Genomic DNA, 15354 nt, shown 5'->3' with positions numbered 1-15354 from the left:
CTATTTTCACTTTGTGTTCCTACAGGCTTTGTATCTTAGACAGGAGTAGAGATGAGTATTCGAGTAATTATTGCTGGTTTTAAGGGAAAGATGGGCCAGGCTGCTTGTCAGATGGTTTTGGCTGATCCAGACTTAGACTTGGTAGCAGTTTTGGATCCTTTTGAGTCTGAGTCAGAATGGCAGGGAATTCCTGTTTTCAAGGATAAGGCTGATTTGGTTGGTTTTGAAGCGGATGTCTGGGTAGATTTTACTACTCCAACTGTTGCCTACGAAAATACACGTTTTGCTCTTGAAAATGGCTTTGCTCCAGTAGTTGGAACAACAGGTTTCACAAGTGAAGAAATTGCAGAGCTAAAAGAATTTTCTCGTGTCCAAGATTTGGGTGGCTTGATTGCTCCTAACTTTGCCTTGGGTGCTGTCTTGCTCATGCAATTTGCAAGGCAGTCTGCTAAATATTTCCCAAATGTGGAGATTATCGAGCTTCATCATGACAAGAAAAAAGATGCTCCGAGTGGAACAGCTATTAAAACAGCTGAATTAATGGCAGAAGTTCGAGAGTCTATCCAGCAGGGTGCAGTAGACGAGGAAGAACTCATTGCAGGTGCTCGTGGTGCTGATTTTGATGGCATGCGTATCCACTCAGTTCGTTTGCCAGGTTTGGTAGCCCATCAGGAAGTCATCTTTGGCAATCAGGGAGAAGGATTGACCCTCCGTCATGACTCCTATGATCGCAGCTCCTTCATGACAGGGGTGAATTTGGGAATTAAAGAAGTTGTCAAGCGTCATGAGCTTGTCTATGGATTAGAACACTTATTATGAGATTAACGCAAATGCCTTCTGAATTTCAGAAGGCTTTACCAGTATTAGAAAAAATTAAAGAAGCAGGATTTGAGGCCTATTTTGTTGGAGGTTCTGTTCGAGATGCCCTTCTCAATCGCCCTATCCATGATGTGGATATCGCAACGTCTTCTTATCCAGAAGAGACCAAGCAGATTTTTCCGCGAACAGCCGATATCGGAATCGAGCATGGAACTGTCTTGGTCTTAGATGGGGACGAGGAGTATGAGGTAACCACCTTTCGGACAGAAGATGTCTATGTGGACTATCGAAGACCCAGTGCGGTTTCCTTTGTGCGTTCGCTAGAAGAAGACCTCAAACGCCGTGATTTTACAGTCAACGCCTTTGCCTTGGACGAGACAGGGGAAATCATTGACTTGTTCCATGGTTTAGACGATTTGGGAAAGCAAGTCTTACGAGCAGTTGGAGTGGCAAGTGAGCGTTTCAACGAAGATGCTTTGCGGATTATGCGTGGCTTCCGTTTTCAGGCCAGTCTTGGCTTTGAGCTTGAGTCAGAAACATTTAAAGCTATGAAGACTTTGACGCCACTTTTGGAGAAAATTTCTGTAGAGCGTACCTTCGTTGAGTTTGATAAACTCTTGCTGGCTCCATTTTGGAGAAGGGGCTTGGCTTCCATGATTGAGAGTCAAGCTTATGATTATCTCCCTGATATGGCAGCTAGCCAGGACAAGCTTAACAGACTGTTTGAGTTAGAGACCGATTTTACTTTTGAATCCTCTGAACAAGCCTGGGCGGCTCTACTGTGGGCTTTGGATATTGAAAATGCGCAGCCCTTTTTGAAGGCTTGGAAGACCTCACGCCAGTTTGCTAAGCAAGTTCAGGATTTACTGACTATTTTGGCCTTGCGTGAAAAGGGAGAATTGAGCAAGCGCGATTGTTACCGCTTTGACTTGGATTTGCTTTTACAGGCTGAAAATCTTCGTCAGGCTCAGGGAAAACCAGTCAACCCACAAGTCATCACAGAAACCTACCAGAGTCTGACCATTCATGATAAGAAAGAAATCCAAATCAACGGTGGTATTTTGATCAAGGAATATGGTTATCAGCCGGGCCCAGACTTGGGAGAGATTTTAACAGAGATTGAATATGCCATTGTCGATGGAACATTGGAAAATGACCTACAAGCCATCCATGCTTACTTGAGGGAGAAAAAATGAGTGATTTTATCGTTGAAAAACTAAGTAAATCCGTCGGTGACAAGACCGTTTTTAAGGATATTTCCTTTATCATCCATGACCTAGACAGAATTGGTCTGATTGGTGTCAATGGAACAGGGAAGACCACCCTTTTAGATGTTCTTTCTGGTGTTTCTGGATTTGATGGGGATGTTAGTCCCTTTTCAGCTAAGAATGATTACCAGATTGGTTACTTGACTCAGGACCCTGATTTTGATGATAGCAAGACGGTCTTAGATACGGTTTTATCTAGCGACCTCAAGGAAATCCAGCTCATTCGTGAGTATGAGTTGATCATGCTCAACTATAGTGAGGACAAGCAGGCGCGTTTGGAACGGGTCATGGCTGAAATGGATTCTCTTCAAGCTTGGGAAATTGAGAGTCAGGTCAAGACCGTTCTCAGCAAGCTGGGGATTCAGGACTTATCTACTCCTGTTGGGGAATTATCAGGTGGCCTAAGAAGACGAGTCCAATTGGCGCAAGTTTTACTTGGCAACCACGATCTCTTGCTTTTGGATGAGCCGACCAACCATCTGGATATTGCGACTATTGAGTGGCTGACCCTCTTTTTGAAAAATTCAAAGAAGACCGTCCTTTTTATTACCCACGATCGTTATTTCCTAGACGCTTTGTCAACTCGGATTTTCGAATTGGATCGCGCAGGCTTGACCGAATATCAGGGCAATTATCAGGACTATGTTCGCCTAAAGGCGGAACAGGATGAGCGCGACGCGGCTCTTCTTCACAAAAAAGAACAACTCTACAAACAAGAATTGGCCTGGATGCGCAGACAACCGCAGGCGCGTGCGACCAAGCAGCAGGCTCGTATCAATCGTTTCCATGATCTGAAAAAGGATGTTTCAGTGGGTGCTGCTGAGACAGACTTGACCATGAACTTTGAAACTAGTCGGATTGGGAAGAAAGTTATCGAGTTTCAGGATGTTTCCTTTGCCTATGAAAACAAGCCTATTTTGCAAGATTTTAATCTCTTAGTTCAGGCTAAAGACCGTATCGGAATCGTTGGGGATAACGGTGTGGGAAAATCAACCCTACTCAACTTGATTGCAGGAAGTCTTGAGCCTACAGCAGGTCAAGTTGTGATTGGGGAAACTGTTCGCATTGCCTATTTCTCTCAGCAAATTGAGGGCTTGGATGAAAGCAAGCGAGTTATCAATTACTTGCAGGAAGTGGCAGAAGAGTTCAAGACTAGCGGTGGTTCTACGACTTCGATTGCAGAGTTGCTGGAGCAGTTCCTTTTCCCACGTTCGACTCATGGAACCTTGATTGAGAAATTGTCTGGGGGAGAGAAAAAACGTCTTTATCTCCTCAAACTGCTCTTGGAAAAACCCAATGTTCTTCTTTTGGACGAACCGACAAATGACCTAGATATTGCGACCTTGACAGTTTTGGAGAATTTCTTGCAAGGCTTTGCTGGTCCAGTTTTGACTGTTAGTCACGACCGCTATTTCTTGGATAAGGTAGCGACTAAGATTCTGGCTTTTGAGGATGGCAAGATTCGTCCTTTCTTTGGTCATTACACCGACTACTTAGATGAAAAAGCCTTTGAAACAGAGATGGCCAATCAAGTGCAAAAGATTGAAAAAGAAAAAGTGGTCAAGGTCCGTGAAGATAAGAAACGCATGACCTACCAAGAAAAGCAGGAGTGGGCAAGTATTGAAGGCGATATTGAAGCCTTGGAAAACCGTATCACTGCTATTGAAGAGGAGATGCAGGCAAATGGCTCTGACTTTGGTAAGCTGGCTACTCTCCAAAAAGAGCTAGATGAGAAAAACGAAGCACTTCTTGAAAAATACGAACGCTATGAATATTTAAGTGACTTTGATAGTTAGAAGAATAGAAAAATCCCGTCTCATGACAGGATTTCTCTATTCTTTTTTAGTTTCTTGATGAAAGACATTTTGCCAAGTTTCGTGGCGACGCCAGATACTGGTATGGATGATACCATCTAACTCATAGGAGATGAGTTTGGTCTTCTGACTGATGGAAGTGATCTGAATATCCTTGATAGCGGAATTCAAGTCTTTTTCGGCTTTATAGGCCTCTTTATCCATCTGCTCTCCATCTTGACGAATATAGACAAAATCGTCAGCCAAGAGTTCTTCCAGTTGATTTCCTTGGTCAATCAATTGCTCGCGCATAAGCAATTTTTTGTAGACATTGTCTAAAATCTCATCCTCAGGGATAGATGCTGGCTCGATATGGACATCGGTATCAAAGACTCCAAAACGTTCTTCCAACATAGACTCGACCTGATCCGCAATTTCATGGCTTTCAAAAACAGACAGGTCAGGGTTCATCTCTAGCGTAATATCCAGGTAGATGTTGCTACCGTAGGTGCGACCTCTTTGCGACTTAACCTTGCTGATTTTGGGAATTTCCATGATAGCTTTTTGGTAGTCCTCAAGCAGACGGTCGTCGAAACCATCTGAAAGGCTAAAGGAAGACTCGATGAAGATATCATAGGCAGTTTTCAAGATAAAGAAAGTGATGATGATGGCGACCAGTTTGTCCACAATAGGATAATTGAAACTGCTAGCAAGAATGGCAATGGTCGTACCAAGTGATGTAACAGCATCAGAAAGATTATCCTTGGCAGCTGCTTTCAGTGCCTTGGAGTTGGATTTCTTACTGAGGCGAGTATTGTAGAGATAGACTATGAACATAATCGCTGCAGAAATGATTCCCAGAGTTGCGCCCAGAGGATCAATGACCGTTTCTTCCCGGCTGAGAATCTTTTGAATGGTATCCTGCAGCACATCAAAGCCAACATAAAACATAATGATGGAAGTGATTAAGCTAGCCAAATCTTCAATCTTCCAGTGACCAAAACGGTGGTCACGGTCTGCAGGCTGGCGTGCCATTCGAATCCCAATCAAGAGGGCCACATTTCCAATGATATCGGATACGTTATTGAAACCATCTGCCACCAAACTGGATGAATGAAGAAGGTGGCCAGTTGCTAATTTGGCTGCAGACAAGAGCAGGTAGGTCGAAATGCTGATAATGGCACCACGTTCCGCCAACTTGAGATTTGAAATAGATTGCTTCATTCAACTTCCTTTCTAGTCACATAGCATTCTACCATTATACTGGTTTTCAAGGGAAAATTCAAATAAGGCAGTTTTTACTCTTTGAAAACTTTTCAAAATTTGGTATAATAGTACTACTCAAGGGAGTAGCTGGCAGAAACCTGTGATAGTGTCGTCATTCCGAATTTTATACTGAAAAGTATGCTTTCCGGCACTATCTTAAACAGCGAGACTTGTTATGATTAACAGGTCTCTTTTTGTTTGTCGTGAAAAGATACGATGGGGAAAAGAGAGTCTGTTTTGCACACAATGTCAAGGAGGAGACACATGTCAAAAGAACAAAAACGCCAAGCGTTTTACACTCAGAGTCCTGAAGAGGTCTTGCAGGCTGTGGATGCGACCGAGCAAGGTTTGTCATCAAGTGAGGCGGAAAAGCGCCTTGCAGAATTTGGCCACAATGAACTCGAAGAAGGCGAGAAACGATCAATCCTGGTCAAATTCATCGAGCAATTTAAGGATTTGATGATTATCATCCTAGTTGCGGCAGCAATCTTGTCAGTCGTGACTTCTGGTGGGGAAGATATCGCAGATGCCATTATCATCTTAGCCGTGGTAATCATCAATGCTGCCTTTGGTGTTTACCAAGAAGGGAAAGCAGAAGAAGCTATCGAAGCCCTCAAATCCATGTCTAGTCCAGCTGCCCGCGTTCTGCGTGATGGGCATATGGCGGAGATTGACTCTAAAGAATTGGTACCTGGAGATATCGTTGCCCTTGAAGCAGGTGATGTAGTACCTGCAGACCTACGTTTGCTTGAAGCCAACTCTCTTAAAATCGAAGAAGCAGCTCTTACAGGTGAGTCTGTGCCAGTCGAAAAAGACTTGACAGTTGAACTTGCTACAGATGCTGGTATCGGTGATCGTGTCAACATGGCCTTCCAAAACTCTAACGTTACTTATGGTCGTGGTCTTGGTGTTGTTGTCAATACTGGTATGTATACTGAAGTTGGTCATATCGCTGGTATGCTTCAAGATGCAGATGAGACAGACACACCACTTAAACAAAACTTGAACAACCTTTCTAAGGTCTTGACCTATGCAATCTTGGTCATTGCCCTTGTTACTTTTGTAGTTGGAGTCTTCATTCAAGGGAAAAATCCACTCGGTGAGTTGATGACCTCTGTTGCCCTTGCCGTTGCAGCCATTCCAGAAGGGCTCCCAGCTATCGTGACCATCGTTCTTGCCCTTGGTACTCAAGTTTTGGCCAAACGAAACTCTATCGTTCGTAAGTTGCCAGCAGTAGAAACACTTGGTTCAACGGAAATCATCGCTTCTGATAAGACTGGTACGTTGACCATGAACAAGATGACCGTTGAAAAAGTCTTCTATGATGCAGTCCTACATGACTCAGCTGATGACATTGAACTGGGTCTTGAAATGCCGCTTCTACGTTCAGTAGTCTTAGCTAACGATACTAAGATTGATGTCGAAGGCAATCTGATTGGTGACCCTACTGAAACAGCCTTCATCCAGTATGCCTTGGACAAGGGCTACGATGTTAAAGGTTTCTTAGAGAAATATCCACGTGTGGCTGAGTTGCCATTTGATTCTGAACGTAAGCTCATGTCAACAGTTCATCCACTTGCAGATGGACGCTTCCTCGTAGCTGTTAAAGGTGCGCCAGACCAACTCTTGAAACGTTGTGTTCTTCGTGATAAGGCTGGGGATATTGCTCCGATTGACGAGAAGGTTACAAACCTCATTCACACAAACAACTCTGAAATGGCTCACCAAGCCTTGCGTGTCCTTGCAGGTGCTTATAAGATTATTGATAGCATTCCAGAAAACCTGACTTCTGAAGAGCTTGAAAATGATTTAATCTTTACTGGTTTGATTGGGATGATTGACCCTGAACGTCCTGAAGCTGCTGAGGCTGTTCGTGTGGCTAAGGAAGCGGGAATTCGTCCAATCATGATTACAGGTGACCATCAAGACACTGCAGAAGCTATTGCTAAACGTTTGGGAATCATTGATGCTAATGATACAGAAGGACATGTTTTAACTGGTGCTGAGCTCAACGAACTGTCAGATGAAGACTTTGAAAAAGTAGTTGGTCAATACTCTGTTTATGCCCGTGTATCTCCAGAACACAAGGTTCGTATCGTCAAGGCTTGGCAGAAACAAGGTAAGGTTGTTGCCATGACAGGTGACGGTGTCAATGATGCGCCAGCTCTGAAAACAGCCGATATCGGTATCGGTATGGGAATCACTGGTACAGAGGTTTCTAAGGGGGCTTCTGACATGATCCTTGCAGATGATAACTTTGCGACTATTATCGTTGCAGTTGAAGAAGGACGTAAGGTCTTCTCAAACATTCAAAAGACTATTCAGTACCTACTTTCTGCCAATACTGCTGAAGTATTGACCATCTTCCTATCAACCTTGTTTGGTTGGGATGTCTTACAGCCAGTTCATCTTTTGTGGATCAACTTGGTAACCGATACTTTCCCAGCTATCGCTCTAGGTGTTGAGCCAGCTGAGCCTGGTGTCATGAACCATAAACCACGTGGACGCAAGGCAAGCTTCTTCTCAGGTGGTGTTTTGAGTTCTATCATCTATCAAGGTGTACTCCAAGCAGCTATTGTTATGAGTGTTTATGGACTTGCGATTGCTTACCCAGTTCATGTGGGTGACAATCATGCCATTCATGCTGATGCTCTTACTATGGCCTTTGCAACCCTTGGTTTGATTCAGCTCTTCCATGCCTATAATGTCAAGTCTGTTTACCAATCCATCTTGACAGTTGGCCCATTCAAGTCTAAGACCTTCAACTGGTCCATCTTGGTATCCTTCATCCTTCTCATGGCAACAATCGTCGTAGAACCGCTTGAAGGAATCTTCCACGTAACCAAACTAGACTTGTCACAATGGGGAATCGTTATGGCTGGAAGCTTCTCAATGATTATTATCGTCGAAATTGTCAAGTTTGTTCAACGTAAACTTGGTTTTGATAAGAATGCGATTTAAAAAAGTCATCTTCGGATGGCTTTTTGCTACAGTTGAGGGAAAGGGCTTGCAGTTGTCAGCTTTTATGCTATAATTGCTATAATATAGTAAAAAGTAAGAGGAGTGTGAGGAAGTGGAAAAGAAAATTGTGAAGGATATTTTGTTTTTATCTCAGGTATCTCAGCCGGCAAGTCAGGATGATCTGTATCTTGCCAGAGATTTGCAGGATACACTCTTAGCAAATCGTGAGACCTGTGTCGGTCTGGCTGCCAATATGATTGGGGTGCAGAAGCGCGTGATTATTTTTAATCTTGGCTTGGTTCCTGTGGTCATGTTTAACCCAGTGCTCCTGTCCTCTGAAGGACCTTATGAGACGGAAGAAGGATGTTTGTCTTTGGTAGGTGTGAGACCAACTAAGCGTTATGAAACTATAAAGGTTGCCTATCGTGACAGCAAGTGGCAGGAACAGATCATTACTTTGACAGGTTTCCCAGCCCAGATTTGCCAGCATGAACTGGATCACTTGGAAGGACGAATCATTTAGGAGGAACGCAAATGAAACGAATAGTCTTTGAACTTATTTTTATCGCAACGACCTGGTATATCTTTTTACCGCCTCTTAACCTGACCAGCTGGGAATTTCTCTTTTTCCTCTGTGGGCATTTGCTGGTTGTAGCAATCTTATTTGGCTTTGGTAAGGGGATAAACCTTGTCAAAACGGTTCATGTGCGCCATGGCAAGGCGGAAGCTGCCTTAAATCTTGAGGGTTTCAAAATCAATCGGTTAGGGAAAATTCTTTTAGCTTCTATTGGAGGAATTCTTCTCTTAGCAGCCTTGGTTTCCTTGGTAACTTCTAGCATTTTTCAGGCTAAAAATTATGCCAATGTAGTCACGGTTACGGAAAAAGACTTTACTGATTTTCCTAAGACTGATACCAGTAAGGTTCCTATCTTAGATAGAAGTACCGCTGAAAAAATTGGGGACCGCTACTTGGGTTCCCTAACAGATAAGGTGTCGCAGTACGTAGCGGCAGATACCTATACCCAATTGACGATTGATGGGAAACCTTATCGGGTTACACCACTAGAATACGCAGATCCTATAAAATGGTTTAACAATCAGGCCAAGGGAATCGGCGAGTATATCAAGGTGGACATGGTAACTGGAAATGCGGACTTGGTGGACTTGAAGACACCAATCAAGTATTCGGACTCGGAGTATTTTAACCGTGATGTCAAGCGTCACCTGCGCTTGAAGTACCCAACTAAGATCTTTAAAACTCCATCTTTCGAGGTGGACGATGAGGGCAATCCTTTCTATGTGGCTACAGTTTACCAAAAGCAATTTGGACTGGCGGTTCCTCGTCCTGTTTCAGTCATTATCTTGGATGCCACAAATGGAGAAACCAAGGAATACAGCTTATCAGATGTTCCAGAATGGGTGGACAGGGTCTATCCAGCTGAGGAAACCATTGAGCAAATCAACTACAACGGCAAGTACAAGGATGGTTTCTGGAATGCCATGATTTCCAAGAAAAACGTGACCCAGACTACCAAGGGCTATAATTACTTGTCTATCGGCAATGACATCTACCTCTACACAGGTGTGACGTCGGCCAATGCAGATGAAAGTAATCTTGGTTTCATCCTTGAAAATATGCGGACAGGAGAAATCACTAAGTATAGCTTGGCTTCTGCGACCGAAGAATCAGCCCGTGAATCAGCCGAAGGTGCTGTTCAGGAGAAATCCTACAAGTCAACCTTCCCAATCCTCATCAACATCAATGACAAGCCTCTCTACATCATGGGCTTGAAGGACAATGCTGGCTTGGTCAAAGAGTACGCTTTGGTAGACGCAGTCGAGTACCAAAATGTTATCGTAGCCACCACTGTGGAAGAACTGCTCAGCAAGTACGCCAACAAAAACGATCTTGAAATTGATAATGAAACCACAGAAAGTATCAAGGGTGTGGTAGCAGACCTCAAATCAGCTGTTATCAAGGGCGACACCGTCTACTTCTTTAAAGTTGATGGCAAGATTTACAAGGTTAAGGCCTCTGTATCAGATGACCTGCCTTACCTCGAAAATGGTAAAACCTTCGAAGGTCAAGTAGGAAAAGACAACTATCTCAAGACCTTTAAAGTTCAGTAAGAGGAGAGGCTGGGCAAAACCTCAATTTCAGGAAAAAATGAAGTAAATCTTTCCATCATAAAACGCATAGTATCAAGATTTCTCAATTCCTGATACTATGCATTTTTTAATTTTAATGCCTTTTTCCCCAGTCTCTTTTCAGATGAATTTCTTGGTAGCGGCTAAAAAATATGCTACACTATCAATATGAAAATTTTAATCCCAACAGCAAAAGAAATGAACACAGACTTGCCAAGTATTGAAGCCACTCCTTTAAAACCAGAAAGTCAGGCCGTACTGGATGCCTTGGCTCTCTATTCTGCTAGTCAATTGGAGAGTTTTTACAAGGTATCAGCCGAGAAGGCGGCGGAAGAATTTCAAAATATCCAAGCTTTGAAAAGGCAAACTGCTCAACACTACCCAGCCTTGAATCTATTTGATGGGCTTATGTACCGCCATATAAAGCGTGATAAATTGACCGAGGTAGAACAAGCCTATCTTGAAAATCATGTCTTCATTACCTCGGCTTTGTACGGAGTCGTACCAGCCTTGTCACCCATAGCCCCTCACCGTTTGGACTTTTTGATGAAGTTAAAAGTCGCAGGTAAGACTTTGAAGAGCCATTGGAAGCAAACCTATGATGAAGCTATGAATGGTGAAGACCTAATTTTCTCTCTCTTGTCATCCGAGTTTGAGACTGTATTTTCTAAGGAAATCAGAGGAAAAATGGTGACCTTCAAATTCATGGAGGATAGAGGTGGTCAGCTGAAGATTCATTCAACTATTTCAAAGAAAGCGCGTGGTGCTTTCCTGACAGCCCTGATACAAAATCAAGTACAGACGGTGGAGGAAGCTCGTCGCTTAAGCTTTGCAGGGTTTACCTACAGAGAAGATTTGTCACAGCCACAGGAATTGGTTTTTGTTAAGGAAGTATAGAAATCAGGTAAGAGAAAAAGTCAGCAGGACCCTGCTGACTTTTTAGTTTATAAAGTATTGGATATATGAATCTCATTTGATAAAGTGTTGAGGTGATTAACCAAATCCATGATTGACAGATGGTTTCGGCAAATAAACTTCTTAGTAATCCCTGGAATATAGAAATTAGACACGATGATATCGTAATCTGTCTGATTTAAAATCTCAGGACTTGTTTGTAATTCATCCCAAATATCGAAGGTAAAGCGGTTATTACAGTAATAGGAAAGCATATCAACAAAGGTAAGGGATATAGCATGGTCAAAGTTACTGATAATCAAAACCTTGATAGGTGGTCGATTTTCTAACAACTGAGTAGAGAGGTTTTCAGCATGGGTTAAGATGGTGTACATCAGGTGTTCCAACTGTTCAGGATGGTCATGCTGTCCAATTGCTTGACGGTATTGAGCCAGTTCTTGACGTGCACTTCCCATAAAGTCTGGGAAGTAAACTTCAAATTTTTTAATCGTCAATGCTTTTTGTTCAAATAGGATTGGGGTAGAAAAGATTTCCTGTCTTTCAAAGAAAGCAGTGTTGTGTAAATGCCAAATCAGCTCATCGTGGTTGGTAAAAGTAATCTTATATTGTTTTGATAGGCGTTCTAATATTTGACTCAGTAATTGGTAAGAGTATCTTGCTTCACTGTTTTCTTCTAAAGAGTTGAAGAATTCTTGAGGATTTAAGAAAAGATTGTTTTGAATAAAGGATATAAAAATTTGGGCGATGATATCTGGAGTGATTTCAAGTCCCAGTTTTTCAGAGAAATGGACAAGTAGCTCCTCAAAATTTGGAATATTCATCAAAAGAGGGTAGTATTCATCGAAGAAATGATTTGGTAAGTCGATAAAATGACCATTTTTGACGCGGTAAATACTGATAGCTATCATCAATTTGTACATTCTATAAATTGAAAATCGCATTGGATAATTCGTGATTTTATAGAAGAAATCAGCAAACTCTGTTAAATCCTCCTCAGGAAGGTCTGGAAAAGGCCAGTCTAGGAAATAATAGCGCTCAGAAAAGTATTGGGCAAAAAAATAGCGAATATCAGTTTCATTCCCGCGTATCTCAGTTGGAGTAAAAGATAGTTCAATTTGGAATTGAGATGATAGAGTTTTGGTGATATTTCGACCTAATCGATAGAGGTTGGCATTACTTGAGTGAAGATTTTCAACTGTTCGATAAATAGGTAGCCCCTCATTGAAGAACATATACTCTAGTAATTGAAAAGATTGGGAATGAGCTAGAAAATATTGATAAACGTCTTCCACACTAGTGTTAACATCTAAATCAATCATAATTCCGTTAACGGAAGATTGGATGTCAATATTTGGGAAAGCTGTTCGTAATTCATTTAAATCATTTTTTAGGATTCGTTCTGTACATCCTAATTTTTCGGCAAGTGCATGTAACCTTATCCAATTACGATTCTGAATTAAGGTTTCCATTAAACGTAATTGTCTTTGGTCTTTTGTGGATAAAAGGTTGCGCATTTAGGTATTTCCTCCTAAATTATATTGTATCATAATTATGATTCTTTTGTACAAAAAAACAAGAATTAAAAATATGTACATTAAATTCAAAAAAAAAAAAAAAAAAAATATGGCTCCATGGTACAAAAATCAGATATATTAATTTCATAGATAATATTGATTAATGGCTCAAATAGTTGTAAAGTGTAAACTATAAAATACTATCTAGGAGTTTGAAATGAAACATTCACATAAGAAATCATTTGACTGGTATAGCATGCAACAACGATACTCTATTCGTAAGTATCACTTTGGTGCGGCTAGTGTCTTGCTCGGGACAGCCTTAGTCTTGGGAACTGCTGCCAATGCGCAATCAGTACAAGCAGAGGAACAACATCCTGAGGCAACTAATAGTGTCTCTGTTGATAAGGATAAGGTAGATGAAGCTACTAAACCAGCAGAAGTTTCTACACCTAAAAAAGAAACAACTTATGCAGCTCCAACTGTTGCTAACCCAGTAGAAACGACTCCAGCTAAAACTGAAGAAGCTACTAGACCAGCAGAAAAAGTTGAAGAAGCAAAAGACAAAAAAGAAGAAGTAACACAGCAAGATGCTGTTGACAAGTCAAAATTGTTAACAGCTCTTTCGCGTGCTAAAAAACTTGAGAGTAAGTTATATACAGAAGCAAGTGCTGCTAACTTGCAAGCAAGTATTCAAGCTGGTCAAAGTTTGCTTGGGAAAGCAGATGCGACTGAAGCTGAAGTATCAGCAGCAGAGTCTTCTATTCAATCAGCTATTATTGGGCTAGAACTTCGTTCTAACTCTGATAAAGGAACTGTATCAGAAACTCCTGTAGTGAAGAAAGCTGACACAGCAGAAGCCAAAGAAGAAGCTAAACCAGCTGCAACAACGACTGATCGTTCAGCTGTTGACAGTGCTGTTTTGCCAACTAGCACAGCTGCTAAAGTAGAAGCGACTTCAGCTCCAGAAACAACTAATGAAATCTTGAAACCAGGTTTGAGCCTTTCTGATGCTCGCCAAAATCCAGCTATCCGTAAGGAAGACTTGGATAAAGGGCATAGTGGTTTTAGAGCGGCTAGCAATCCGGCCAACCCAATTGTCTCAGGTTCTGGTAACACAGTTGCGTTTTCAGACATCAGTCAAGCTGGTCGTAGTTATAGTTTCCGTGGCTACGGGAACTCACGTGGTGGTAATTCAATTCATTACGATGTAACAACAGTACGTCGAGGTAATCAATTGAATTTCACAATCGAATATTCTGGTCCGGGCGAATTTGTTAATAATAACTTTATCTTGGATAAAGGGGATGGATTTGGAAATCCTTCCAATGCGACCATCACAACTCCAAGATTAAGAGAGCAATCAAAACCTATTAGCCAGGGTGCTAACTTCGTATCTCACTCAGGATACAGTATAACTTCTGCTACTTCAACGAGTGAGAAACAAACTATCAGATTTAGCTTGCCAATCAATAATCCAAATGGTGACTTGTCTGTTCGTTTGAAACCTGTTACTTTTAACGTGGACCAAGGTGGTGGTGGTGCCGCTACTAGCAATGACCCATACAGTAACTCTAACTATTATCATAGAGCAAATCCACTCCTCTTGGATGCAAACCCTTATGGTGGTACTAATAATAAGACTGTTTCAGAAGATATTGACTTCCAAACTGTCTATCTTCCAACTAGTAAGTTACCAGAAGGTCAAACTAGATTAGTTCGAGAAGGTGAAAAAGGACAACGTCAAATTACCTATAAAGTTCATCGATTTGGTAACGAAACACTTTTAGGATTGCCAATTAGTAATTCTGTTACTAAAGAAGCTAAGCCACGTATTATGCAAATTGGTGTGGCTAAAGAGTTAATCGATACAGTAAAACCACGTGTTGATCAAAATAAAGTTGGTGATACAAATAACCTCACTTTCTATCTTGATAACGATGGAAATGGTGTTTATACTGAAGGCGTAGACGAACTTGTTCAAAAAATTGCTATTAAAGATGGAGCCAAGGGTGAAAAAGGGGACCGAGGCGAACGCGGTCTAACTGGAGCTCAAGGAGCTAAAGGTGAAAAAGGGGACCAAGGCGAACGCGGTCTAACTGGAGCTAAAGGTGAAAAAGGAGACCGAGGCGAACGCGGTCTCACTGGAGCCCAAGGTGCCAAAGGTGAAAAAGGAGACCGAGGCGAACGCGGTTTAACTGGAGCACAAGGTGCCAAAGGTGAAAAAGGAGACCGAGGCGAACGCGGTCTAACCGGAGCACAAGGTGCTAAAGGTGAAAAAGGGGACCAAGGTGAACGTGGTCTAACTGGAGCTAAAGGTGAAAAAGGAGACCGAGGTGAACGTGGTCTAACCGGAGCTAAAGGTGAAAAAGGGGACCAAGGCGAACGTGGTCTGACTGGAGCACAAGGTTTACCAGGACGCGACGGACGTGATGGACGCGACGGTAAAGACGTCTTGAACGGCAAAGTTAACCCAGAAGCAAATCAAGGTAAAGACGGCGATAAATACGTTAATACAGAAACAGGCGACGTCTTCGTTAAGAATAACGGCAACTGGGAAAAAGAAGGCAACATCAAAGGCCCTAAAGGGGACAAAGGTGAACAAGGTCTTCAAGGTCGTGATGGTCAAGACGGAGCACAAGGTTTACCAGGACGCGACGGACGTGATGG

The 15354-nt window shown here is 42.2% G+C and carries 10 protein-coding genes; 8 read left to right on the top strand and 2 right to left on the bottom strand.

What is annotated here, in order from left to right; all coding sequences use genetic code 11:
* The first annotated feature begins 51 nt into the window (after positions 1–51).
* Genes dapB through M1G05_RS04995 form a run of 3 tightly spaced genes read left to right on the top strand, consistent with a single transcriptional unit; the run spans position 52 to position 3883 of the window.
* The gene (dapB, locus tag M1G05_RS05005) at positions 52–819 is read left to right on the top strand and encodes a 4-hydroxy-tetrahydrodipicolinate reductase (RefSeq protein ID WP_000027874.1); all 768 of its coding nucleotides are present in this window, start codon (positions 52–54) and stop codon (positions 817–819) included.
* Positions 816–2015, top strand: coding sequence for a CCA tRNA nucleotidyltransferase (locus tag M1G05_RS05000; protein WP_084925762.1), 1200 nt, complete (start codon positions 816–818; stop codon positions 2013–2015). The genes dapB and M1G05_RS05000 overlap by 4 nt, the downstream gene beginning before the upstream one ends.
* Positions 2012–3883 (top strand): ABC-F family ATP-binding cassette domain-containing protein, encoded by a 1872-nt coding sequence (locus M1G05_RS04995; RefSeq protein WP_247953247.1) that lies wholly within the window; start codon positions 2012–2014, stop codon positions 3881–3883. Before M1G05_RS05000 ends, M1G05_RS04995 begins: the two co-directional genes overlap by 4 nt.
* Positions 3884–3919: 36 nt before the next feature.
* On the opposite strand, the gene mntE is transcribed toward M1G05_RS04995, so the two are convergent.
* Positions 3920–5104, bottom strand: coding sequence for a cation diffusion facilitator family transporter (mntE, locus tag M1G05_RS04990; RefSeq protein WP_247953246.1), 1185 nt, complete (start codon positions 5102–5104; stop codon positions 3920–3922).
* A 306-nt stretch (positions 5105–5410) separates the two neighbouring features.
* On the opposite strand from mntE, the gene M1G05_RS04985 reads away from it, so the two are divergent.
* The 4 genes from M1G05_RS04985 to yaaA all read left to right on the top strand — a co-directional run bounded on the left by M1G05_RS04985 (position 5411) and on the right by yaaA (position 11152).
* Positions 5411–8107, top strand: coding sequence for a cation-translocating P-type ATPase (locus M1G05_RS04985; protein WP_247953245.1), 2697 nt, complete (start codon positions 5411–5413; stop codon positions 8105–8107).
* Between the two features lie 112 nt (positions 8108–8219).
* The gene (locus M1G05_RS04980) at positions 8220–8630 is read left to right on the top strand and encodes a peptide deformylase (protein ID WP_247953244.1); all 411 of its coding nucleotides are present in this window, start codon (positions 8220–8222) and stop codon (positions 8628–8630) included.
* A gap of 11 nt (positions 8631–8641) precedes the next feature.
* Positions 8642–10237, top strand: coding sequence for a hypothetical protein (locus M1G05_RS04975; RefSeq protein WP_247953243.1), 1596 nt, complete (start codon positions 8642–8644; stop codon positions 10235–10237).
* A 186-nt stretch (positions 10238–10423) separates the two neighbouring features.
* Positions 10424–11152, top strand: a complete 729-nt coding sequence (gene yaaA / locus M1G05_RS04970; protein ID WP_229294696.1) for a peroxide stress protein YaaA — start codon at positions 10424–10426, stop codon at positions 11150–11152.
* Positions 11153–11199: 47 nt separating this feature from the next.
* Here the strand turns inward: yaaA and pclR are convergent, their stop codons facing one another.
* Complete coding sequence (gene pclR, locus M1G05_RS04965; protein WP_247953242.1) at positions 11200–12684, bottom strand: virulence transcriptional activator PclR; 1485 nt, start codon at positions 12682–12684, stop codon at positions 11200–11202.
* Between the two features lie 217 nt (positions 12685–12901).
* On the opposite strand from pclR, the gene pclA reads away from it, so the two are divergent.
* A partial coding sequence (gene pclA, locus M1G05_RS04960; RefSeq protein ID WP_247953319.1) for a pneumococcal collagen-like adhesin PclA occupies positions 12902–15354 on the top strand: 2453 nt, incomplete at its 3' end.

This window comes from Streptococcus mitis (assembly GCF_023109515.1).
GTDB lineage: Bacteria > Bacillota > Bacilli > Lactobacillales > Streptococcaceae > Streptococcus > Streptococcus mitis_CS.
Note: the sequence above shows the minus strand (reverse complement) of the source record. Positions and strands in the feature narration are given on the sequence as shown.